Origin of the sequence: Amycolatopsis tolypomycina, assembly GCF_900105945.1 — a bacterium.
GTDB classification, from domain to species: domain Bacteria; phylum Actinomycetota; class Actinomycetes; order Mycobacteriales; family Pseudonocardiaceae; genus Amycolatopsis; species Amycolatopsis tolypomycina.
Genome location: NZ_FNSO01000004.1, coordinates 1435981 through 1459150, shown reverse-complemented (window position 1 = coordinate 1459150; position 23170 = coordinate 1435981). Strand labels below are relative to the sequence as shown.

Here is a 23170-nt window from a genome sequence, read left to right as displayed (position 1 = left end):
GCGGATCTCCTCTTGCGCACTCACTGTGTTTCCCTACTCCCCTGCTTCCGTGCCGTTGCTCGCGCCGGACTCCCCGGCCAGCGCGGCGACCACGGCCTCCGCGGTGCGCCTGCCGAAGCCGGGCACCGCCTCGATCTCTTCGATCCTGGCCTGCTTGAGCTTCTTCACCGAGCCGAAGTGCTTGATCAGCGCGGTGCGGCGAGCCTGCCCCAGCCCGGGCACACTGTCCAATTCGGACGTCACCAGGCGCTTGGAGCGCTTCTCGCGGTGGTAGGCGATGGCGAAGCGGTGGGCCTCGTCACGCAGCCGCTGCAGCAGGTACAGCGCCTCCGACGTCCGGGGCAGGATCACCGGATCGGGGTCGGCGGGCAGCCAGACCTCTTCGAGCCGCTTGGCCAGCCCCACCACGGCGATGTCGGTGATGCCGAGCTCGGCCAGCACGTCCGCGGCCGCCGTGGCCTGCGGGCCCGCACCGTCGACGACCAGCAGGTTCGGCGGGTAGGCGAACTTCTTCGGCCGCCCGGTCTCCGGGTCGAGGCCGGGCTTGTCCGTGTCTTCCGCGGTTTCCTTGAGGTAGCGGTAGAAGCGCCTTCGCACGACCTCGGCGATCGAAGCGACGTCACCCTCGGTGGCGGCCTCGCGGAGCGCGAAGCGCCGGTACTCGGACTTGCGCGCGAGGCCGTCTTCGAACACGACGAGCGACGCGACGACGTCGCTGCCCTGGATGTGGCTGATGTCGACGCACTCGATGCGCAGCGGCGCGGTGTCGAGGGCGAGGAACTCCTGCAGCTCGGTGAGCGCCGCCGAGCGGGCCGTGAGGTCGCCGGCGCGGCGCAGCTTGTGCTGGGTGAAGGCCTCGCCCGCGTTGCGCTGCACGGTCTCGGCCAGTGCCTTCTTGTCGCCGCGCTGCGGCACCCGCAGCTGGACCCGCGAGCCGCGCAGCCCGGTGAGCCACTCCGCGACCGCTTCGGCGTCCGCGGGCAGCTCCGGGACCAGGACCTCGCGTGGGACGACCGGGCCGGAGTCGACGTCGTCGCGGGCGTCGAGCTCGGCCTCGTCGCCGTAGAACTGGGTGAGGAAGTGGTCGACCAGGGCCGGCACGTCCATCTCCTCGGCCTTGTCGATGACCCAGCCGCGCTGGCCGCGGACCCGGCCGCCGCGCACGTGGAAGACCTGGACGGCGGCTTCGAGCTCGTCGTGGGCGAAGGCGACGACGTCGGCGTCCGTGCCGTCGCCGAGCACGACGGCCTGCTTCTCCATGGCGCGGCGCAGGGCGCCGAGGTCGTCGCGCAGCCGGGCCGCGCGCTCGAACTCCAGTTCCTCGGACGCGGCCGCCATCTCGGCTTCGAGGCGCTTGATCATGACGTCGGTCTTGCCGGCCAGGAAGTCGCAGAAGTCCTCGACGATGTCGCGGTGTTCGTCGGCCGAGACGCGGCCCACGCACGGCGCCGAGCACTTGTCGATGTAGCCGAGCAGGCAGGGCCTGCCGATCTGGCCGTGGCGCCGGAACACCCCCGCCGAGCAGGTGCGCGCGGGGAAGACGCGCAGCAGCAGGTCGAGGGTCTCGCGGATGGCCCACGCGTGCGCGTACGGGCCGAAGTACCGGACGCCCTTCTTGCGGGCGCCGCGGTAGACGTGCAGGCGGGGGAACTCCTCGTTCAGCGTCACCGCGAGCACCGGGTAGCTCTTGTCGTCGCGGTAGCGGACGTTGAACCGGGGGTCGAACTCCTTGATCCAGTTGTACTCGAGCTGGAGCGCTTCGACCTCGGTGGTGACGACGGTCCATTCGACGCTCGCGGCCGTGGTGACCATCTGGCGGGTGCGCGGGTGCAGGCCGGAGAGGTCGGCGAAGTAGGAGTTCAGCCTGCTGCGGAGGCTTTTCGCCTTGCCGACGTAGATGACCCGCTTGGTCGCGTCGCGGAACTTGTACACGCCAGGGGCATCCGGGATGCTCCCCGGCGAGGGACGGTAGGTGGTCGGGTCAGCCACTCCTCCAGACTATGGGGAGGCACCGACAGTTTCCGGAGCGCCCCCGGCTGGCCCACCGGAAGTAGGGTGTTCGTCCGTTTCCGACCTTCGTCGGTGTCCCCCTGGGTGATCCGGTGGTTACTTTCCGACCGGCCGATCCGGTCCCCCTCCGAAAGGATCACCACCGTGAGCTCTCTCCGTCTCCTCGGCGCCGCCTCGGCGGCCGCCGTCGCGCTGACCCTCGCCGGTGGCGCGATCGCCTCCGCGGGCGTCCAGCCGAACATCGTCGGCGGCACCACCGCCCCGACGGTCTCCTGGGGCGCCCAGGTGTACGTCAACACGCCCGGCCGCGACTACCAGGGCTTCAACTGCTCCGGCACGGTCATCGCGTCGCGCTGGGTGCTGACGGCGGTGCACTGCCTGGACCAGGACGGCTCGGGCATGTACGTCCGGGTCGGCAGCAACACGCTGCTCTCGGGCACGAAGATCGCCGTCGACGGCGAGTACGAGTCCCCCAACGGCGACATCGCGCTGCTGCACCTGGCCTCGGCGACCAGCGCCTCCCCGATCTCGCTGGGCAGCTCGGACCCGGCGACGGGCAGCACCAACCAGATCTACGGCTGGGGCCGCGCGACCCCGACCGGCCCGCCGGCGACGTCCCTGAAGACGGCGAACGTCCAGGTGACGGGCCGCTCCACGGACGCCTACGGCGGCCGCGCGATCCAGAGCGTCGGCATCAACGGCTCGGCGTGGAAGGGCGACTCGGGCGGGCCCCAGGTGGCCAACGGTGTCCAGGTCGGCGTCGCGTCGACGGTCCAGAACCAGAGCGGGTCGAACACGCGCGGCACCAACAACTACGCGAGCGTGGCGGCGAGCCGGACCTGGATCCGGACGACCTCGGGCGTCTGACATTTCTCCCACGGGGCGGCGCTTCCGGCGCCGCCCCGTTTTCGTCGGTGGCGTGTGGGATGCTCGCGGGCATGCGGATCGCCACCTGGAACGTGAACTCCATCATCCCCCGCCTCCCGCGTGTGCTGGGTTTCCTGGAGGAGACGGCGCCGGACGTGCTGTGCCTGCAGGAGCTGAAGAACACCACGGAGGCGTTCCCGGCGGCCGAGATCGAAGCGCTGGGCTACGAGGTGGCGGCGTACGGGCTGGGGCGCTGGAACGGTGTCGGCATCGTGTCGCGGGTGGGCCTGTCGGACGTCGTGCGCGGGCTGCCGGGCGAGCCGTCGTTCGAAGGTGCCGCGGAAGCGCGCGCGGTGGGCGCCACCTGCGGAGGCGTGCGGCTGTGGTCGGTGTACGTGCCCAACGGGCGCGAGCCGGACAACCCGCACTACGCGTACAAGCTGGAGTGGCTGTCGTCGCTGCACTCGCTGGTGGCTTCGGAGCTGTCGTCCGGGCCGTTCGCGGTGCTCGGCGACTTCAACGTGGCGCCGACCGACGAGGACGTCTGGGACATCGCGCTGTTCGCGGAGTCGACGCACGTGACTCCCCCGGAACGCGATGCACTGGCACGCCTGCGGAAGCTGGGCCTGTCGGACGTCTTCCCGCGGCCGTTGAAGTACGACCACCCGTTCACGTACTGGGACTACCGGGCGGGGAACTTCCCGAACAACAAGGGCATGCGGATCGACCTGGTGTACGGGAACGAGGCGTTCACCTCCGCCGTCACGGATTCCTATGTGGACCGGAATGCGCGCAAGGGCAAGGGGCCGTCGGACCACGCGCCGATCGTGGTGGACGTCGACCTCTGAGGCCGCTAGCCGCCGGTGGCTGCGCGGTGCAGCTTGCGCAACGCCCGCACCGCCTCCACCGCCCGGTCCCGGTCCACCGCCTGCACCGCCATCACCGCGTGGTACTCGTCGTCCGGCAGCTCCAGGCGCGCCCACGAAGCGCCGTCGGGGAAGCTCACCGACAGCACCTCGCTCCACGCGAACCGGCGCGTGATCACCACGTTCCGGACCTCGATGCCCTCCGCGTCCGCCCGCACCCTGGCGATCGCGAACAGCATCACCCCGCACGCCAGCAGGATCCCGATGCCCACCATCGCCGCCTGGTCGGAGCGCTGGAAACGCACGCCAGTGTCGCCGGTGCGCAGCAGGACCGCCACCACGACGAACACCGCCAGCAGCGCCACCGCCAGCACGCTGCACATGATCATCGCCCGGCGGGGGCGGATCACCAGCGACGTCGCCACGCTCACTGGAAACCCCGCTCGGTCCACGGCTGGCGCAGGCTCCGCAGCACGTGCGCGGAGTCCAGGGCCGCCACCGTCGCCTCGTAGCCCTTGTCCTCCTTCGAGCCCGGACGGCCCGAGCGGTCGACGGCCTGCTCGTGCGTGTCGCACGTCAGGACGCCGTTGCCGACCGGGGTGCTCTCGTCGAGCGCCACCCGGGTCAGGCCCGCCGTCACCGCGTCGCACACGTACTCGAAGTGCGGGGTGCCGCCGCGGATGACCACGCCCAGCGCGACCACCGCGTCGTGGTTGCGGGCCAGCGCCTGCGCCACCACCGGGAGTTCCACCGCGCCGGCCACGTGGACGACCGTCGGCTCCTCCTCGAGTTCGGCCTCCTTTGCCGCGACCAGGGCCCGCTCCAGCAGGACGTCGGTGATGTCCGCGTTCCAGCGGGTGGCGACGATGCCGAGCTTCAGCGACTTGCAGTCGGAGAGGTCCAGCTTGACCTCAGGTCGGCCTTCGCCGCTCACAGTGCTCCTCCGTCGGTGTGCTCCGGGCGCGCGCCGACCTGGTCGTAGTGCTCCAGCTGGGCCAGGTCGTGGCCCATCCGGTCGCGCTTGGTCCGCAGGTAGCGCAGGTTCTCCGGGTTCGGCGAGATCGGCAGCGGCACGCGCCCGGTGACGCGCAGGCCGTAGCCCTCGAGGCCGATCCGCTTGGCCGGGTTGTTCGACAGCAGCCGCATGGTGCGGACGCCGAGGTCGCACAGGATCTGCGCGCCCGTGCCGTAGTCGCGGGCGTCGGCCGGGACGCCGAGCTGGAGGTTGGCGTCCACCGTGTCGGCGCCGTCGTCCTGCAGCTGGTAGGCCTGCAGCTTGTGCAGCAGGCCGATGCCGCGGCCCTCGTGGCCGCGGATGTAGAGCACGACGCCGCGGCCTTCGGCGGCCACCGCTTCCAGGGCCGCCTCCAGCTGGGGGCCGCAGTCGCAGCGCAGCGAGCCGAAGACGTCGCCGGTCAGGCACTCGGAGTGCACGCGCACCAGGATGTCCTGGCCGTCGCCGATCTCGCCGTAGACGAACGCGACGTGCTCGATGCCGTCGAGCAGCGAGTCGTAGCCGACCGCGCGGAACGTGCCCGCGGCCAGGGGGATGCGTGCCTCGGCGACGCGCTCGACCTGCTTCTCGGTGCGGCGGCGGTAGGCGATCAGGTCGGCGATGGTGATGATCGCCAGGTCGTGGTCGGCGGCGAACACCTCGAGCTCGTCGCGGCGCGCCATGTCGCCTTCGTCCTTCTGGGACACGATCTCGCAGAGCACGCCGGCGGGGGCGAGCCCGGCCATCCGGGCCAGGTCGACCGACGCCTCGGTGTGCCCGGGGCGGCGCAGCACGCCGCCTTCCTTGGCCCGCAGCGGCACGACGTGGCCGGGACGGCGGAAGTCCTTCGCCGTGGCCGACGGGTCGGCGAGCAGCCGGATCGTGTGCGCGCGGTCGGCGGCGGAGATGCCGGTGGTGATGCCGTCGGCGGCGTCGACCGTGACGCTGTACGCGGTGCCGCGCGCGTCCTGGTTCGTGTGGTACATCGGCGGCAGGTCGAGCCGGTCGGCCTCGGACTCGGTCAGCGCCACGCAGACGTAGCCCGAGGTGTAGCGGACCATGAAGGCCAGCAGCTCCGGCGTCGCCTTCTCGGCGGCGAAGATGAGGTCACCCTCGTTCTCGCGGTCCTCGTCGTCGACCACGACGACCGGGCGGCCCGCCGCGATGTCCGCGATCGCCCGCTCGATGGCGTCGGCGTCGAACACCGCTCCGCTGCCGCACGGGGTCCAGCCCGCCGCCGGCTCTGCCGTCTCACTCATGACGCTCCTCCGTGCTGATTCTGCACCTGGTCGCGGATGTGCGCCTCGGCCAGCTTTTCCACGTACTTCGCGACCACGTCGACCTCGAGGTTGACCAGGTCGCCGGTCTCCCGGCCGCCGAGCGTGGTCACCTCCAGGGTGGTCGGGATCAGCGCCACCTTGAACTGGTCGGCGGTCACCGCGGCCACCGTCAGGGAGATCCCGTCGACCGCGATGGAGCCCTTCTCGACCACGTACCGGGACAGGTGCGCCGGCAGCGCGAACGTCGTGACGCCGTTCTCGTCGCGGCCGAGGAACACGCCGGTCCCGTCGACGTGGCCCTGCATGATGTGCCCGCCGAGCCGGCCGCCGGCCGGGGTGGCACGCTCGAGGTTGACCCGGTCGCCGACCGCGACCTTGGCGAGGCTCGACCGCTGCAGCGTCTCGTCGACGACGTCGACGGTGAACTCGCCGCCGGTGACCTCGACGACGGTCAGGCAGACCCCGCTGACCGCGATCGAGTCGCCGTGCCCGGCGTCGCTGGTGACCAGCGGGCCGCGGACGCGCAGCCGGGCCGCGTTCGTCAGCTGCTCCACCGCGGTGACTTCGCCGATCTCCTCGACTATGCCGGTGAACACGTGCGCTGCCTCCTCGTAAGCCGGTCCTTCCATCCAACACCCGCCGCGGCCCGGTGGCTTCTCCGGTGCCGCTGCGAGGTCAGCCGGCCCGGCCGCGGGCCGCCTGTTCGCGCAGCGCGGCGACCGCCTTGCCCGGATCGCCGGCGCCGTAGACGGCGGACCCGGCGACGAAGCAGTCGACGCCCGCCTCGGCGGCCTGCTCGATGGTGTCGGTGTTGATGCCGCCGTCGATCTCGACGATCAGCTTCAGGTGGCCGGTGTCGACCAGCCGCCGCGCGGTGCGGACCTTCTCCAGGACGTCGGCGATGAACGACTGCCCGCCGAAGCCGGGCTCGACCGACATGACCAGCAGCGTGTCGTAGTGCTTGAGCGCGTCGAGCCACGGCTCGAGCGCGGTGCCCGGCTTGATCGACAGGCCCGCCTTCGCGCCCGCGGCCCGCAGGTTCTTCGCCAGCGCGACCGGGTCCTTCGCGGCTTCGGCGTGCACGGTGACGTTGTAGGCGCCGGCCTCGGCGTACCCGATCGCCCAGCGGTCCGGGTCGTCGATCATCAGGTGGCAGTCGATCGGCAGGTCGGTGCTGTCGATCAGGGCCTTGGCCACCGGCAGGCCGAGGGTCAGGTTGGGCACGAAGTGCGCGTCCATGACGTCGACGTGGACCCAGTCGGCGCGGGTCTCCCCGCCGCCGGCCACGGCGGCGATCTCCTCGCCGAGCCGGGCGAAGTCCGCCGCGAGGATGCTGGGGGCGATCAAAGGTCGGTCTGCCACGTCCCGAGTGTAGGAGGACGGCGCTAACGCTCGCTAACCGGTTGTGACCAGGATCTGGCTCCGGAGAGGGAGGCGGGGGCCACACGGGCGGCCATAGGCTCGCCGTCATGTCCGGATTCTTCCAGTCCCTGGCGCGGATCGGCAGCTACCGCAGCCTCCCGTTCGCCGTCGCGGGTGCCGTGCTGACGGTGCCGGCCTCGCCCTTCGCGCTTGTCGCGGCCGTGTCCGTGGAGGCCGATTCACGGGTCCGGGCGTTGCTCGCCCTGGTCGCCGTGGCGGTGCTGATGGGGTTGCTGGGCCTGCTGGGGCCGGTGCGACGGGCCGGCATCGGCCTGGCGAACGTGCTGCTCGGCACCAGGATCCCCGCCCCGGCCGGGCGCCCCGACGCCGGCGCGCGGCTGCGCTCGGGCCTGTGGCTCGCCCTGCACACGGGGCTGAGCGGCATCCTGCTGACCGTGCTCGCCTTCCTGAGCCTGGGCCTGCTCGTGCCGCTGGTCTGGCTGACCGGCGGCCAGGACACCATCAGCCTGTTCTGGGACGACGTCCCGCTCGGCGGGTGGACGGTCCCGTTCGGGTTCGTGCTGCTCGTCGTGGCTGTCGTGCTGCTCGCGGCCACCACCCGCGCCTTCCGGGCCGGCGCGGAGGCGCTGCTGGGCCCGTCCGGCTCCGAACGCACGGCGCTGGCCGAGCGCCGCGCCGCCGTCCTCGCCCAGCGCAACCGGCTGGCCCGGGAGCTGCACGACTCGATCGGGCACACGCTGACGACGTCGACGATCCAGGCGGCGGCCGCGGCCGACCTCGTCGAGACGGACCCGGTGCAGGCCCGGCGCGCACTCGGCACGATCGAAGAAGCGTCCCGAAGCGCCCTCGAGGACCTCGACCACGTCCTGGGCCTGCTGCGCGAGGAGCCGGCCGCCACGGCGCCGACGCGCACGCTCGCCGAAGTGGACGTGCTCGCCGTGCGGGCCCGCGAAGCCGGGCTCGACGTGCGCCTGGCCGTCACCGGGCCGGTCGCGGCGCTGCCCGCCACGGTGTCGCGCGAGGGGTACCGGATCGTCCAGGAGGGCCTGACCAACGCGTTGCGCCACGCCGGTCCCGGCGCGGTCGACGTGCGGGTCGAGGCCGGGCCGGACCGCCTCGGCATCGCGGTCGTCAACGCGCTGCCCGGCGACGGGCCGCGGACCGGACGGCGCGGGCTGACCGGGCTCGCCGAGCGCGTCGAGGCCCTGCGCGGCGAGCTCGACGCCGGGCCGGACGGGCAGCAGTGGCGGCTGCGGGCGACGATCCCGCTGCGGGCGGGCGCGTGACGCCGACGGTGCTGCTCGCCGACGACGAGCCGCTGGTCCGCACCGGCCTGCGAGCACTGCTGGAGCAGCAGGGCCTGCCGGTGGTCGGCGAGGCGGCCGACGGCGGCGAGGTCCTGGCGGCGGTGCGGCGGACCCGGCCGGACGTCGTGCTGATGGACGTCCGGATGCCCGGCACCGACGGCATCGAGGCCACCCGCCAGGTGCTCGCGGCGCTGGCGGAGCCGCCGAAGATCCTCGTCGTCACGACGTTCGACAACGACGACTACGTGCACGAGGCGCTGCTGGCCGGGGCCAGCGGGTTCCTGCTGAAGCGGGCGCGCAAGGCGGAGATCGCGCACGCGGTCCGGACGGTGGCGACCGGCGAGTCGCTGCTGTTCCCGGAGGCGATCCGCCGGCTGGTGAGCGAACGGGTTCCCGGCGGCGGCGAGCACGCGCGGGCGGCGAAGACGCTCACCCGCCGCGAAGCCGAGGTGCTGCGGCTCATCGCCACCGGACTGTCCAATCAGGACATCGCAGCGGCGCTGGTGATCAGCCTGGAGACGGTGAAGACCCACGTGGGCAACATCTTCGCCAAGCTCGGGGCGGGCAACCGCAGCCAGGCGGTGGTCATCGCGTACGAAGCGGGGGTCGTGCGGCCCGGTCACGTCGGCGGCCGTTGACCCGAACGGGGGTGAGGCTCACCGCAGGAAGATCGTGCGGTTTACCTCATCCCGCCGGCGTCCCGGAATCCCTAGTGTTCATGGAGACCGACACACCAGGGGGTTCGATTTCATGCGGAAGTCATTGCGGGCCATCACCGCCGGCACGCTCGTCGCGCTGCTCGCCGCCACCACCGCGGCACCGGCACTGGCCGCCACGGCGGACCCGGTGCGGCAACGCCTCGACGTCCTGACGGCCCAGGACGGCGTCCCGGGCGCCGAAGCGGTGATCCAGGACGGCCACCGGACCCGGGTGGTCCGCAGTGGCGCGGGTGACATCGCCACCGGGAAACCGTTCCCGCGCAACGGTTCCTACCGGGCGGGCAGCGTCACGAAGACGTTCGTCGCCACGGTGGTGCTGCAACTGGTCGCCGAGGGCCGCGTCCGGCTCGACGCCCCGGTCGCGCGGTACCTGCCGGGGCTCCTGCCCGACCCGCGGATCACGGTCCGGCAGCTGCTCCAGCACACCAGCGGGCTCTACAACTACACGGACGACTTCGACCGGACGGACCCGGAAGCCCTGCGCCACCGGGGAGCCGAGCCGGCCGAGCTGGTGGCGACGGCGCTGCGGCACCCGGCGCTGTTCCCGCCGGGCACGAAGTGGTCGTACTCCAACACGAACTACATCGTGGCGGGGATGCTCGCCGAAAAGGTGACCGGCAAGGCGCTGAGCGACCTGATCGCCCACCGGATCACCCGGCCACTGGGCCTGCACGACACGTACCTGCCCCGCCGAGGCGACGAGCGGCTGCCGGCCCCGCACGCGGTCGGTTACCTGCCGCTCAACGGGAAGCTGGTGGACTTCAGCGACTTCGACGCGACGATCGCGTGGGCGGCGGGCGGCCTGATCTCCACACCGGCGGATCTGAACCGGTTCTACGGAGCGCTCCTGGGCGGCCGCCTCTTGCGCCCGGCCGAGCTGGCGGAGATGCAACGGACGGTCCCGGCCGACCTGGGCGCACCAGGCGGAGGCTACGGCCTCGGCCTCGGCCGCATCCCGGTGACGTGCGGCGAGTTCTGGGGCCACCAGGGCGGAATCATCGGCTTCACGAACCTGTCGGGCGTGGGCCCGCACGACCGCCGGGCAGTGGTGGTGCTGAACCAGAACCCGCCACCGGCCGGGGCGAACCAGCACCTGTATGCCGCCACGGACGCGGCGGTCTGCCCGTAGGTCGCGGCAGCGGCAGCGCGGAAACTGTCGGTGGTCGCCGGTAGAGTGGAAACCGGGGGGCGCCCCCGCGGCCGCTCGGGCCTGACGCCTCGGGTCTCAGGTCCAGCACCCGGCAGCCGCCTCGGGTCTCAGGTCCAGCACCCGGCAGCCGCCTCAGGGCAGCAGGTCCAGCACCTCGGTCCACGGCCGCCGGATGTCCAGGCGGTGCAGGGTCACCCCGGCGCCCGCGAGGGTGTCGAGGTGGCGCTGCCACGCCGGGTGGTGCACCCGGGTGTCCTGGATCTGGTACGCCACCACCATCGTGATCCCCGGCGCGCCCAGCACGTCACCCAGCAGCGTCAGCGCCTGGTTGTCCGCGATGCCGAGCGCCAGCTTGGCGACCGAGTTCGCCGACGCCGGCGCGAACAGGAACACCGACGGGTCGGGGTGCGGCCGCGGCTCGCCGGGCAGCCGGGACGCGCTGCGGACCGGCAGGTCGGTGCACGCCGCCACCTCGGCGAGCCCGCCGGTGGCCTCCAGCCAGCGGTGCGCCGTCGGCGTCAGCGTGATCGCCGGGCGCCAGCCGCGCTCGGCGGCCGGGCGGGCCAGCTCGGCGGCGAACCGGACGTCCAGCCCGCCGCACGAGCCGGCGACCAGCCCGAGGTCCCTCACGGTTTGCCCATCACGGTTTGCGCAGCACGGCGCAGAACATCGCGTCCGTGCCGTGGCGGTGCGGCCACAGCTGGACGTACGGCCCGTCACCGAGCTCCGGGACGCCGGGGAAGAACTCGCGCGCGTCCAGCACCTCGGCCTTCAGCCGCCGCGCCGTCTCCGCGAAGACGCCTTCGGTCTCGGCCAGGTGCGGCGAGCAGACGACGTAGGTCAGCGCGCCACCGGGCCGCAGCAGCTCGTACGCGGCGGTGATCAGCTCGCCCTGCAGCTTCGTCAGGTCCGCGACGTCGGACGGCTGACGGCGCCAGCGCGCCTCCGGCCGGCGCCGCAGCGCGCCGAGTCCGCTGCACGGCGCGTCAACGAGGATCCGGTCGTAGCCCGGCTCCAGGCCGCTCTCGCGTCCGTCGGCGACGCGCACCTTCACCGGCAGCCCGCTCGTGGCCTTCTCGACGAGCTTCGCGCGGTGCGGCGCCTTCTCCACGGCGTCGACGGTCGCCCCGCTCAACGCGGCCAGCGCGCCGAGCAGCGCGGCCTTGCCGCCGGGGCCGGCGCACAGGTCGAGCCAGCGCTCGTCGGAGCCGTCGAGCGGCACCTTCGTCGCGGCGATCGCGCACAGCTGGCTGCCCTCGTCCTGGACGGCCGCCAGGCGCTCGCGGACCGGTTCGGCGTCGGCCGGGTCGCCGGCGCCGGCGGGCAGGCGGACGCCGTACGGGGAGTACGGCGCCGGGTCGCCGCCGGTGATCGCGGCGAGCTCGTCGGCGCTGATCTCACCGGGCCGGGCGACGAGGTGCACCTCCGGGCGCGCGTCGTCGGCTTCCAGGGCGGCCTTGAGGCCGGCCCCCTTGTCGCCCAGCGCTTCGGCGAAGGACCGGGCGATCCAGCGCGGGTGCGCGGTGCGCAGCGCGTAGGCGCCGATCGGGTCGGCCGCCTCGTCCGGCGCCAGCTCGTCGAGCCACGCCGCTTCGTCCTTTTCGGACACCTTGCGCATGATGGCGTTCGCGAAACCCGTGGCCCACGAACCGGCTTCCGCGCGCACGAGGTCCACTGTGGACGTCACCGCGGCGTGCTCCGGGATGCGCGTGCGCAGCAGCTGGTAGACGCCGAGGCGCAGCGCGTCGAGCACCGCCGGGTCGGTCTGCTTGAGCGGGCGCTCGGCGCAGGACTCGATGATCGCGTCGAGCATGCCCTGCGCCCGCGACGCGCCGTACGCGAGCTCGGTGGCCAGCGCGGCGTCCCGGCCGGTGATCCGCCGCTCGCGCAGCAGGTCCGGCAGGACGAGGTTGGCGTAGGCGTCCTTGGTCCGGACGGCGGCGAGGACGTCGAACGCGGCCTGCCGGGCCGGATCCACCTCCGGCGGGCGGCGCGGCCCTTCCTTGCGCGGTGCCGGGCGGCCCCGCTGCGGCCGTGACGGACGTCGTTCCCTGTGGTCGTTCACCGGAGGCGCTCTCCCTGGTCGATCCTTGTTCCGCGCGCCCAGTCGGTGGCCGCCATCCGTTTCTTGCCGGGTGCCTGGACTTCGCCGAGCCGCAACGGCTTCGTCGCCGTCCCGACCAGCACCCGTTTGCGTTCGACCACGATCTCGCCCGGCGGCGGGCCGGGTTCGTCGAGCACCGTGACCGGGCCGAGCTTGAAGCGTTCCCCGCGGAACTCCGCCCAGGCACCCGGTTCGGGGCTGACCGACCGGATCTGCCGGTCGACCGCCGACGCCGGATCGGCGAAGGACACCCGCGCGTCGTCGACGGTCACCTTCGGCGCGTAGCTGACGCCTTCGGCGGGCTGTTCGCGCGCGACGAGACTGCCGTCGGCCAGACCGTCCATGGTGGACAGCAGCAGCTTGGCCCCGGACTCCGCGAGCCGCCCGAGCAGCGCGCCGGCGGTGTCGGTGGCCCCGATCGCCTCGGTGACGACGCCGTAGACCGGGCCGGCGTCCAGTTCCTTGACGATCCGGAAGGTCGAGGCGCCGGTGATCTCGTCGCCGGCGCGGATCGCGGCCTGCACGGGCGCGGCGCCCCGCCACGCGGGCAGCAGCGAGAAGTGCAGGTTCACCCAGCCCAGCCGCGGAATGTCGAGGGCGGCCTGCGGCAGCAGCGCCCCGTAGGCGACGACCGGGCAGGCATCGGGCGCGAGCTCGGCCAGGCGCGCGAGAAAGGCCGGATCACCGGCACGCGCGGGCGTCAGGACCTCGATGCCGTGCTCGTCGGCGAGTGCCCCGACGGGCGAGCGGACGACCCGGCGGCCGCGGCCGGCCTGCGCGTCGGGGCGCGTGACGACGGCGACGACCTCGTGCCGCCCGGAATCGAGCAGGGCACGCAGGGCGGGAACCGCCGGGTCGGGAGTGCCGGCGAAGACGAGCTTCATCGGCCCACTCCCGGCGGAAGCAGGGTTTCAGGTGGCTGGAACATCGAGCCCGAGTCTAGAAGGCGCCCTCCGGGCGGGCGCGCCAGTGCCCCGATGTGCCGATCCGCAGCTCAGCGTGGGGTTGTCCACAGGGTGGTTGTGATGGGGACAAGCGGGTCGATCACGCTGGGTTTCGCGGTTTTGTGTCGGGCTACGGCGATACGCTGGACCCGGGGGGCGCCCCCGGGGCGGGTGGGTGGTTTTGGCTTTCCGGGGCTGCCCTGCCGGGGCTGCCCTGCCGGAACCCAGCTGAGCTGCCCTGCCGGGGTTCCCCCCGCCGACCCGAACGCTCGATTGTTCAACGGCCGTCAGACCGCGTCAAGGCGGGAAAGCGTGCCTTGACCCGGCCTGACGGTCGCTGAAGCGGCTGCGTATCGGTTCGGCAGGGGGGTGTGGCCGAGCCCGGTTCGAGCGTGCGGGCGCCGGCTGGCGGGGGCGGGGGCGCTCCTCACCGGGCGTCGCGAATGAACCACTCGCGACGTTCCCGGTGAGGTCAGCCCTCAACTACCTACCAGTTCGCCGGCCACACCACCTGGGCCGCGCCCTGGCCGCGCCGGACCGGTTCTGCCGCTGCCAGCCAGCGGCCGTCGCGCAGGCGCTCCACTCCCGTTGCCGCGCCGATCTCCGCCGGGGCTGTCGAGAAGCCCTGGCCTCGGGCCTTGAGGTCCGCCACCAGCTTTCCCTGGTCCTGGTCGAGGAACGCCTGCTCCACCTGGGCCGCCGCCGAGTTGCGCTGGGATGCCCGTGGGGCTGCGATCGCCTGCTCCAGGGACAGGCCGCGATCCACCCGGCCGAGGATCACCTGGAGCACCGTCGTGATGATCGATGCTCCGCCCGGCGAGCCCGTCGCGAAGAACGGGCGGCCGTGGTCGAGGATGATCGTCGGGGCCATCGACGAACGGGGGCGCTTGCCCGGGCCCGGCAGGTTCGGGTCGGGCACGCCCGGCGTCACCGGCGTGAACGAGAAGTCCGTCAGCTCGTTGTTCAGCAGGAACCCGCGGCCCGGCACCACGATGCCGCTGCCACCCTCCTGCTCGATCGTCAACGTGTACGCGACGACGTTGCCCCACTTGTCCGCCACCGTCAGGTGCGTCGTGTTCTCCCCCTCGTACGGCGTCGGCGCGGCCGTCGCGCCCGCGGTGCACGAGGCCGGGTGGCGCGGGTCGGCCGGGGCCACCGGGCTGGTCGCCGCCTTGTCCTTCGAGATCAGGCACGCCCGTGAGTCGGCGAACCGCTGGCTCAGCAGCTCGCGCGCCGGGACGTCGACGAACGCCGGGTCGCCGATCCAGCGGTTGCGGTCGGCGAAGGCGAAGCGGGTCGACTCGAGGAAGTACTGCAGGTAGTCGGCCTTGCTCGCGCCCTTGAGGTCGAAGTTCTCGAGGATGTTGAGCGCTTCGCCGACCGTCAGCCCGCCCGACGACGGTGCCGGCATGCCGTAGACGTCCAGTCCCTGGTACGTCGTGTGGGTCGGACGGCGCTCGATCACGTCGTAGGCGGCGAGGTCGCCGGCGGTCAGCTTGCCGGGCCGGACGTTCAGCGTCGAAGCCGGGTCGACCGGCGGTTTCTGCACGGTCTTGACGATGTCCGCGCCGATCGGGCCGTTGTACAGCGCGTCGACGCCCTTGCGCTCGAGCTGTGCGTACGTGGCGGCCAAGTCCGGGTTCTTGAAGACGGTCCCGGGCGCGGGCGGCGCGCCGCCGGGCAGGTACAGCGACCGCGTCGACGGGAAGGCCGAGAACCGCGCGGCGTTGTTCGCGATCTGCGTCTGGAACGTCTGGTCGACGACGAAGCCGTCGCGCGCGAGCTGCTCCGCGGGCTTCAGCGTCTTCGCCAGCGACCGCGTGCCCCACTTGCGCAGCGCCTCGGCCCAGGTCGCGGGCGTGCCGGGCACGCCGACGCTCAAGCCGCTGGTGACGGCGTCGGCGAACGGGAGCGGCTTGCCGTTTTCGACGAAGAGGTTCTCGTCGGCGGTCTTCGGCGCCGTTTCGCGGCCGTCGAGGGTGTGCACGCGGCGGGTCTTGGCGTCGTAGTAGACGAAGAACCCGCCGCCGCCGATGCCGGCGGAGAACGGGTCGGTGACGCCGAGCGCGGCGGCGACCGCGACGGCCGCGTCGACGGCGTTCCCGCCGTCGCGTAGCACCCGGGTGCCGATCGCGGTGGCATCGGCGTCGATGCTGGCCACGGCACCCCCGAAGCCGACGGCGACCGGCGACTTCGGCGTGGGCGTGGCGGCGGTGGCGGGCGCGGCAACACCGGCGGTGAGCACGGCGGCAACGGCCAGGACAAGCGTGGTGCGACTCCTGTGCGCGGGCATGCGGGCGAGTCTGCCCCTTGGTCAAGGCAGCTTCAAGCCGTCATCCGACTTGTGCCCGGTTCTCGGAGCCGGGCCGCGGGGGTTGCGGGTGGGTGGGCTGAGGCGGATCCGCGGCGAGCGGGCCGGCGACGCGGGGTTGCGGCCGGCCCGAGCCCGGAACAAGCCGGCGGGAGCTGCCGTCCGGGCGGCGGCCTGAGCCCGGCCGTCGGCGGTCACCGCCACCCTCCCTCGGCCTCCGTCTCCAGCAGCTCCCGCAGGCGGGCGAGACACCGGCCGCGCACCGGCCCGATGCTTCCCTGCGGCATGCCGAGGGCCTGGCCGACGTCGCGGTAGCAGGGGCGGTCGGCGAACGCCACGATCCGCAGCAGCTGCTGGCAGCGCGGGCTCAGCCGGCCGACCGCCGTCCACAGCCGGTCGCGGCGGTCGTCGTCGAGCACGGCCGTGTCCGCGCGCTCGGCCGGTGTGAGGCGCTGTTCGAAGAAGTCGCCCGGCTCGCTCAGCTCGCTGAGCTGCTTGCGGCGCTCCTTCCAGGCCTCCCGCCGGGTGACCGTCACCAGCCATGCCGTCAGTGCCGCCGGGTTGTGGATGGTGGCGAGCGACCGCAGGAACTTCAGCCACGTGGTCTGCACGACGTCGGCCGCCAGCTCGCGATCGAGGCCCTGCGCCCTGGCCACGTGCCAGAGCATCGGGGTCAGCGTCACGATCAGCTCGTCCAGCGCGGCCCGGTCACCGGCCCGGGCGGACCCGGCCAGTTCCGCCAGCCGCCGGTGCCGGCTCAGTTGCGGCCCCGAAGCGGCCGGTCCGTCACTTTTCATCCGGAACACCTCCTGAATCGCCCGGCCCGCGTGTGCTTCGGCGGTGGTGTCCGCCAGGACGGAGCACGCGCGCACCGTGGCGGTCCTGGACGAACGGATTCGGTGCGACGTCGGTGCCGCGATTCTCTATTCCTTCCGGACCAGCGACTTTCTTCCCCGGTCGGTTCGCTCCGGGTTGATTCCCAACCCGCCTTCCTCGCCCGCCGCAATCTTCCTCGCCGGGAAACGGGTTCGCCAGGGTCATTCGGGCAGAAATCGCGACGCCGGTGTCACCCATTCGTGTGGATCAGTCGATTTCCGGCACTCCCCCACCAGTTGAACCGGCAATGGGTGAGACAGCCACCCCGGATAGAATTCCTTTCACCTTCTCGCCGCCGAAATCCGGCCGTACACTGGGCGGATGGGCAGCCAGGAGCAGCGTGCGCTCGATTCCCTCTACGCGGTCGACAATGTGCTGACGATCGATATCACGATGCCGCAGGCCGACTGGGACGCGGTGCGCACCGAGCAGCCGGCCGGCGGGGTGTGCAACTTCGACTGGACCGGCGGCAGCCGTTACACCTGGCGGAAGGCGACGTCGGTCGAGCTGTCCGGGACGAAGTTCCCCGCGCGGGCGAAGTTCGCCGACGTCGGGATCAAGAAGAAGTCCTTCTGCGGTTCGATCAGCAGCGGCAAGCCCTGCCTGCACATCGACTTCGGGAAGTTCCTCGACGCGAACAAGGCGCCGATCCGGGAGCTGATCGGGTCGCGGTACCTGACGCTCAACAACTCCGTCCAGGACCTCTCCTATGTCCGGCAGCTGCTCGGCTACAAACTGTTCGCGCTCGCCGGTCTCCCCCATTCCCGCGGCAATTACGCCCGGGTGCTGGTGAACGGCACACCGATCGGCCAGGGCGTCGCCGGCGTCAACAGCCCCGGCGTCTTCGTGAACGTCGAGCCGATCATGCCCCGCTACCTCGAGCGCAACTTCGGTCACGTGAACGGCAACCTCTACGAACTGGAGCACAAGGACGACTTCGTGGCCGCCCGCGTCCCGTTCATCGGCGTCGAGTCCCTTTCGCAGTTCGACGACAAGGCCGACCTGCGGTTCGCCGTCGACCACATCGCCGCGCACGGTGTCGCCGGGGCGAGCGAGGTCTTCGACCTCGGCCAGTTCGCCGGGATCTACGCGATGGAGTTCTTCCTCAAGCACTGGGACGGCTACTCCCGCAACACCAACAACACCTACGTCTACAACGACGTGGACGCCGTCGCCCGGCCGGGCGTGGACGACATCGACTTCAAGCTGATCCCGTGGGGTCTCGACCAGACGCTGCAGCCCGCCCGGCACTTCCGGCTCGACACCGCCGGGCTGCTGGCCAAGCTCGTGCGCGGCGACGCCGGACAGCGGGCGCAGGTGCTCGACCGGGTCCGCCGGTACCGCGACACCGTCTTCGGCCACCGCGTCCAGCAGGACGTGCTGAAGCCGATGCTCGACGCGATGGGCACGCTGCTGGCCGGGCTCGGCGTGCCCGACCTGCCGGCCCAGCTCACCGCCGTGCGCAAGCAGCTGCGGCTCGCCACCTCGGCCGGCTACCTGTGCGGCGGCCTGCCCGGCACCGAGGGCGCGTACGTCCGCGACGACGTCACGAACGAGTGCCTGCACGAAAGCCGCAGCGAAACCATCCCGGCCGAACCCGGCGGCGCCGAGGTCGTCCACCGGCTCCGCCCGGCGCAGGTCGACGACACGGACCTGTGGTGCTTCGCCCCGCTCGGCGGCGGGCAGTCGGTCGCCGGCAAGGCGTCCGGCCGGCTCCTCCACGCGACCACCACGAAGTCGGGCCAGGGCCACGAACTGCTGTGCACGCGCGGGGCGAACCCGCCCGGCCCCGCCGAAGAGTTCTCGGTGACGCCGATCGACCCGGTCGGCGACGAATTCGGGTTCAGCGGCCACTTCACGCTGACGAGCACGCGGACCGGGCTCGGCGCCGCTTTCGGCACGGACCCCACGGCGGCCGGAAAACCCCGGGTCCACCAGGAGCCGAGCCCGTCGAAGCTGTATTTCTCCTGATCAAAGAACCGCGTAACCGCCGCCGTCGTCGACGATCAGGATCCGCTGCCTGCCACCGCTCGAGAACGTCGTGACGCCCTCCGGTTTCGCGCTCCGGTGAAAGGCGACGTCGAGCAGCGTGACGTGGTCATCGGCGCGGTTCCACGTGCCGAGCCGGAACGGCGTGTCGCCGTGGCCGGCCGAGCGTCCGAGCAGGAGCAGGAAATCGCCGGTCCGCGCGGGACCGGAAATGTCGCGGATCCCCGCGGTCACCGCCTCGGGCAGCCGCAGGTCGATCGATTCCGGCGGCCCCAGCGACGCGGTCGTCCACCGCGGTCCGCCGACGTCGGCCGGAACGCGGACCAGCGTGACACGGCCCGGGCGCGCCGGTCCCCGGAGGCCGAACAGCAACGCGTTCCGTTCCCAGGCCAGGCCTTCCACGTTGAGCCCGCCGTCGTCCGGTTCCCGCCGCCCGGCCGCGGCGAGCGCGGGCACGCGGGCGAGCAGCCAGTCCCGGAACCCGGCCATCGGCTCGGCGGGCAGCGCGCCGTCAGGGGTGTACCGGACGCGCACGAGGCCGTCGCAGACCCGGTTCCCCTCCACGACACACAGCGAAGAACCGACGACGAGGAAGATTTCCCCGGCCACGTCGACCCGGGCGAGGCCTTCGGGATCACGCAGCATTCCCTTGCCCACTCCGGCCAGCGGGCGCCGGTGAATGCGCTCGACCGTGAGATCGCCAGGATCGAGCGTCATTTCGAACAGGGCGGTGGGATCTTTGTTGTCGACGAAGACGAACCGCCGGGAACCCACCCGCGCCACCCCGGAAGCGTTGAACGGCGTTTCGCCGTTGCGCTCCGGGGAAAGGAACCGGCCGGACTTTCGCCATGCCCCCCAAAATACGGGACTCAGATCAGCTCGAGCGGGTCGAGCTGGATGCGGATCGGTTCGGTGGCCTTGCGGGCGTCGCGGCGGGCCGCGGCCGCGTGGATCGATGCCGCCAGGGCTCTGCCCTCCGCGCGGGACACGCGGACCAGTGCCCGCTCGCGGTCGGCGTTGCCCTCTTCGTCCACCTCGCCGATCGGGACCGGGCCCAGAACCTCGCCGGACTCCGGCAACGGGAGGTCGTCCAGCAGGCCGGCCACCGCGTCCGGGCTGCCCTCCACGCTCGCCATCCGCATGGCCGGGGGGAAGCCCAGCTCGCGGCGCTCCGCCAGCTCCTGGGCCGCGTGCCAGGCCGGGTCCCAGCGGACCAGGGCCTGGACCACGGCCAGGCCCGCCTCCGCGCCGACGATCACGCGGCCACCGCCGGCCGCCGGGCGGACCAGGGCCGCCGCCGCCATCCAGCGGCGCAGGGTCTCTTCGCCCGCCCGCAGGTCCTGGCGGCCGAGCAGCGCCCATCCGTCCAGCAGCAGGGCCGCGCCGTAGCCGCCTTCCGCCACCGGCTCCGCTCCCGGGGTGCACACCACCAGCGCCGGCCGGCCCGGGACCGATGCCAGGACCTCCGCCGCCCCGGACGTGCGGACCGGGACGCCCGGGAACGCGCGGCCGAGCTCCTCCGCCGTGCGCTTCGCGCCGACGATCACCGCGCGCAGCCGGACCGAGCCGCACGCCGTGCAGCGGAACGCCGTCTCCGGGACGCCGCACCAGCGGCACGCCGGGGGTTTCGGCTGCCCGTCGAGCGAGCCGCCGGGCAGGGCCAGTGGCCCCGCGCAGCGGCGGCAGTGCGCGGGTGTCCGGCAGTTCCCGCAGGCCAAGCCGGGGACGTACCCGCGCCGCGGGACCTGGACCAGGGCCGGGAGGTCCGCCGCGAACGCCTGGCGCGCGGCCTCGAACGCCACCGCCGGCAGACGGGCCACCCGAGCGGCCTCGTCGCGGGCGACGTCGAAGTCCTCGCCCACCGGTGTGACGCGCGGGGCGGCGGACCGCAGCGTCGCGCGGTCGGCCAGCACCGGCGCGGCCCAGCCGGACTCGACGAGCAGCTGGGCCTCGGCCGTCCGGGCGAACCCGCCGACCAGCAGGGACGCCTTCGCCGCGTGCGCGCGGTCCATCAAGACGTCGCGGACGTGCGGGTACGGCGCGTGCGGGTCGAGGTGCAGGTCGTCGCCGTCGTCCCAGACCGCGAACAGGCCGGGGTCGTGGACCGGGGCGAACATCGCCGCCCGGGTGCCGACGACCACGCGCACCGCGCCGCGCAGCACGGCCAGCCAGCGCCGGTACCGCTCGGCGGGCCCGAGCCCGGCGATCAGCGCGACGACGGCGTCCTCGCCCACGACCGCCGCGCAGGCCTCGTGCACGCGGGTCAGGTCGCGGTGGTCCGGCACGACCAGCACCGCGCCCCGCCCGCCGGCGGCCACGGCACCGGCGGCCTCGGCGAGCCGGCGCGGCCAGTCCTCGCCCGGCAGGGCCTGCCAGACGGCGTTCGCGGGCTTGGCCTCGGCGAGGGCCTCCAGGAAGGCCGGGCCACGCTGGTAGCGCGCCCAGGCCGTGGTGTCCGGTGCCGCCGGCGCCGCCGCGGGCGCGAGGGGCGGCTCGCCCTCGGCCTTGGCGTGCCGCGGCGGGATCGCGAGCCGCAGGACGTCGGACAGCGTGCCGCCGTAGCGGTCGGCGACCGCCCGGCACACGGCGTGCAGCGACGGCGGCAGCACCGGCTCGGCCGACGTCACGCGGTCGAGGAAGGCGAGCTTGCTGCCGTAGTCGCTGGTTTCGCCGCGTTCGATCAGGTAGCCGTCGACCAGCTGCCCGGCGAACCGGACGCGGACGCGGCACCCCGGCACGGCGGTCTCGTGCAGCTTCTCCGGGACGAGGTAGTCGAAGGTGCGGTCCAGGTGGGCCAGCGGGATGTCGACGACGACGCGGGCCACCGGCCGCTCGGGCGCGGGCGACTGGGCGCCCTTCGCCTTCTCGCCGGGCTTCGGCGTCTTCCGGGCGCGCGAGGGCGCCGCCTGGGGTGCGGGCGGCTTCTCCGGGAGGTCCCAGAGGGCAGCGGGCTCGGAACTGCTCACGCCCTGATCTCTACCAGACCCCACCGACACTCCCGCCGCCGCCGGTCAGGCCGCGGTGAGCACCCTGCCGCAGCCGAGCGCCCCAATGTGGCGTTGGTTGCGTCCAGCGCACCCAATGTGGCGTTCGGTGCGTTGGACGCACCGAACGCCACATTGGGGCGTTTGAGGCGTGTCAGGCGCCGGCCGCGGCCTTCAGGGCCTCGGCGCGGGCCGTGCTCTCCCACGGCAGCCCGAGCTCGGGACGGCCGAAGTGGCCGTACGCCGCCGTCGGGGCGTAGATCGGGCGGAGCAGGTCGAGGTCGCGGATGATCGCGGCCGGGCGGAGGTCGAAGACCTCGGTGATGGCCTGCTGGATCTTCGACGGGTCGACCGTCTCGGTGCCGAACGTCTCGACGAACAGGCCGACCGGGGCCGCCTTGCCGATCGCGTACGCCACCTGGACCTCGGTCCGCTGGGCCAGGCCCGCGGCGACGACGTTCTTGGCCACCCAGCGCATCGCGTACGCGGCGGAGCGGTCGACCTTGGACGGGTCCTTGCCGGAGAACGCGCCACCACCGTGGCGGGCCATGCCGCCGTAGGTGTCGACGATGATCTTGCGGCCGGTCAGGCCGGCGTCGCCCATCGGGCCGCCGATGACGAACCGGCCGGTCGGGTTGACCAGCAGGCGCGCGTTCGACGTGTCGATGCCCAGTGCCTCGATCTCGGGGCCGACGACGTGCTCCTTGACGTCGACGCTGAGCATCTTCTCCAGGTCGATGCCGTCGGCGTGCTGCGAGGACACGACGACCGTGTCGAGGCGGACCGGCTGGTCGCCGGCGTACTCGATGGTCACCTGGGTCTTGCCGTCCGGGCGCAGGTACGGCAGCACGCCGTCCTTGCGGACCGCGGTCAGCCGCTTGGAGAGCCGGTGGGCCAGCGCGATCGGCAGCGGCATCAGCTCGGGGGTGTCCGAGCAGGCGTAGCCGAACATCAGGCCCTGGTCGCCGGCGCCCTGGCGGTTGATCTCGTCGTCGTCGGACTCGACACGCGACTCGTACGCGGTGTCGACGCCCTGGGCGATGTCGGGCGACTGTGAGCCGATCGCGACGTTGACGCCGCAGGAGTTGCCGTCGAAGCCCTTGGCGGAGGAGTCGTAGCCGATCTTGAGGATGACGTCCCGGACGATCGTCGGGATGTCGGCGTACGCCTCGGTGGTCACTTCGCCGGCCACGTGCACCTGGCCGGTGGTGATCAGGGTTTCGACGGCGACGCGGCTGCGCGGGTCCTTCGACAGGAGACCGTCGAGGATCGAATCGCTGATGGCGTCGCAAATCTTGTCGGGGTGCCCTTCGGTCACCGACTCCGAGGTGAACAATCTGCTGCTGGACGCGGTCACGGTGGCCGTCACTTCCTCACCTAGTCGTC

20 protein-coding genes are annotated in these 23170 nt (G+C 72.7%); 6 read left to right on the top strand and 14 right to left on the bottom strand.

All coding sequences use genetic code 11. The features are described 5' to 3' along the window. Positions 1-33: 33 nt before the first annotated feature. Positions 34-1989: an excinuclease ABC subunit UvrC gene (gene uvrC / locus BLW76_RS17470; RefSeq protein WP_091308464.1), complete on the bottom strand. Its 1956-nt coding sequence runs from the start codon at positions 1987-1989 to the stop codon at positions 34-36. 165 nt (positions 1990-2154) lie between these two features. Here uvrC and BLW76_RS17465 point away from each other — a divergent pair, with 165 nt between their 5' ends. After that, positions 2155-2877, top strand: a complete 723-nt coding sequence (locus BLW76_RS17465; RefSeq protein WP_091308462.1) for a S1 family peptidase — start codon at positions 2155-2157, stop codon at positions 2875-2877. Positions 2878-2948: 71 nt separating this feature from the next. Then, positions 2949-3725 carry an exodeoxyribonuclease III gene (locus BLW76_RS17460; protein ID WP_091319513.1) on the top strand — a complete coding sequence of 259 codons (777 nt, stop codon included), beginning with the start codon at positions 2949-2951 and terminating at the stop codon, positions 3723-3725. Between the two features lie 5 nt (positions 3726-3730). On the opposite strand, the gene BLW76_RS17455 is transcribed toward BLW76_RS17460, so the two are convergent. From BLW76_RS17455 to rpe, 5 genes are all read right to left on the bottom strand, one after another. Further along, positions 3731-4174 (bottom strand): PH domain-containing protein, encoded by a 444-nt coding sequence (locus BLW76_RS17455; protein WP_091308460.1) that lies wholly within the window; start codon positions 4172-4174, stop codon positions 3731-3733. Further along, positions 4171-4677: a 6,7-dimethyl-8-ribityllumazine synthase gene (ribH, locus tag BLW76_RS17450; protein WP_091308458.1), complete on the bottom strand. Its 507-nt coding sequence runs from the start codon at positions 4675-4677 to the stop codon at positions 4171-4173. Before ribH ends, BLW76_RS17455 begins: the two co-directional genes overlap by 4 nt. After that, positions 4674-5996 carry a bifunctional 3,4-dihydroxy-2-butanone-4-phosphate synthase/GTP cyclohydrolase II gene (locus tag BLW76_RS17445; RefSeq protein ID WP_091308455.1) on the bottom strand — a complete coding sequence of 441 codons (1323 nt, stop codon included), beginning with the start codon at positions 5994-5996 and terminating at the stop codon, positions 4674-4676. The genes ribH and BLW76_RS17445 overlap by 4 nt, the downstream gene beginning before the upstream one ends. After that, positions 5993-6613 carry a riboflavin synthase gene (locus BLW76_RS17440; protein ID WP_091308453.1) on the bottom strand — a complete coding sequence of 207 codons (621 nt, stop codon included), beginning with the start codon at positions 6611-6613 and terminating at the stop codon, positions 5993-5995. The genes BLW76_RS17445 and BLW76_RS17440 overlap by 4 nt, the downstream gene beginning before the upstream one ends. Before the next feature lie 79 nt (positions 6614-6692). After that, positions 6693-7364 (bottom strand): ribulose-phosphate 3-epimerase, encoded by a 672-nt coding sequence (gene rpe, locus BLW76_RS17435; RefSeq protein ID WP_091308450.1) that lies wholly within the window; start codon positions 7362-7364, stop codon positions 6693-6695. Positions 7365-7486: 122 nt separating this feature from the next. On the opposite strand from rpe, the gene BLW76_RS17430 reads away from it, so the two are divergent. The 3 genes from BLW76_RS17430 (at position 7487) to BLW76_RS17420 (ending at position 10555) form a co-directional block, all read left to right on the top strand. After that, a complete protein-coding gene (locus tag BLW76_RS17430; RefSeq protein ID WP_091308448.1) occupies positions 7487-8686 on the top strand; it encodes a sensor histidine kinase in 1200 nt (399 codons plus the stop codon). Then, positions 8683-9345, top strand: coding sequence for a response regulator transcription factor (locus tag BLW76_RS17425; RefSeq protein ID WP_091319510.1), 663 nt, complete (start codon positions 8683-8685; stop codon positions 9343-9345). Before BLW76_RS17430 ends, BLW76_RS17425 begins: the two co-directional genes overlap by 4 nt. 112 nt (positions 9346-9457) lie before the next feature. Next, entirely contained in the window at positions 9458-10555 is a 1098-nt protein-coding gene (locus tag BLW76_RS17420; RefSeq protein WP_208613317.1) for a serine hydrolase domain-containing protein, read from the top strand. 153 nt (positions 10556-10708) lie between these two features. On the opposite strand, the gene BLW76_RS17415 is transcribed toward BLW76_RS17420, so the two are convergent. The 5 genes from BLW76_RS17415 to BLW76_RS17395 all read right to left on the bottom strand — a co-directional run bounded on the left by BLW76_RS17415 (position 10709) and on the right by BLW76_RS17395 (position 16732). Further along, entirely contained in the window at positions 10709-11206 is a 498-nt protein-coding gene (locus BLW76_RS17415) for a flavoprotein (protein ID WP_091308443.1), read from the bottom strand. Positions 11207-11216: 10 nt separating this feature from the next. Further along, entirely contained in the window at positions 11217-12641 is a 1425-nt protein-coding gene (locus BLW76_RS17410) for an RsmB/NOP family class I SAM-dependent RNA methyltransferase (protein ID WP_091308440.1), read from the bottom strand. Continuing rightward, positions 12638-13564 (bottom strand): methionyl-tRNA formyltransferase, encoded by a 927-nt coding sequence (fmt, locus tag BLW76_RS17405; RefSeq protein WP_091308438.1) that lies wholly within the window; start codon positions 13562-13564, stop codon positions 12638-12640. The genes BLW76_RS17410 and fmt overlap by 4 nt, the downstream gene beginning before the upstream one ends. Positions 13565-14111: 547 nt before the next feature. Continuing rightward, complete coding sequence (gene ggt, locus BLW76_RS17400) at positions 14112-15917, bottom strand: gamma-glutamyltransferase (protein WP_091308436.1); 1806 nt, start codon at positions 15915-15917, stop codon at positions 14112-14114. Between the two features lie 212 nt (positions 15918-16129). Continuing rightward, on the bottom strand, positions 16130-16732 hold the full coding sequence (locus BLW76_RS17395) for an RNA polymerase sigma factor (protein ID WP_091319509.1): 603 nt from the start codon (positions 16730-16732) through the stop codon (positions 16130-16132). Between the two features lie 400 nt (positions 16733-17132). Here BLW76_RS17395 and BLW76_RS17390 point away from each other — a divergent pair, with 400 nt between their 5' ends. Next, positions 17133-18782 (top strand): CotH kinase family protein, encoded by a 1650-nt coding sequence (locus tag BLW76_RS17390; protein ID WP_091308433.1) that lies wholly within the window; start codon positions 17133-17135, stop codon positions 18780-18782. Here the strand turns inward: BLW76_RS17390 and BLW76_RS17385 are convergent, their stop codons facing one another. From BLW76_RS17385 to metK, 3 genes are all read right to left on the bottom strand, one after another. Beyond that, positions 18783-19574, bottom strand: coding sequence for a DUF3616 domain-containing protein (locus tag BLW76_RS17385; protein ID WP_244170196.1), 792 nt, complete (start codon positions 19572-19574; stop codon positions 18783-18785). A 95-nt stretch (positions 19575-19669) separates the two neighbouring features. Then, positions 19670-21766, bottom strand: coding sequence for a primosomal protein N' (locus tag BLW76_RS17380; protein WP_091308431.1), 2097 nt, complete (start codon positions 21764-21766; stop codon positions 19670-19672). Positions 21767-21938: 172 nt separating this feature from the next. Beyond that, positions 21939-23141 carry a methionine adenosyltransferase gene (metK, locus tag BLW76_RS17375; protein ID WP_167384981.1) on the bottom strand — a complete coding sequence of 401 codons (1203 nt, stop codon included), beginning with the start codon at positions 23139-23141 and terminating at the stop codon, positions 21939-21941. Positions 23142-23170: the final 29 nt, after the last annotated feature.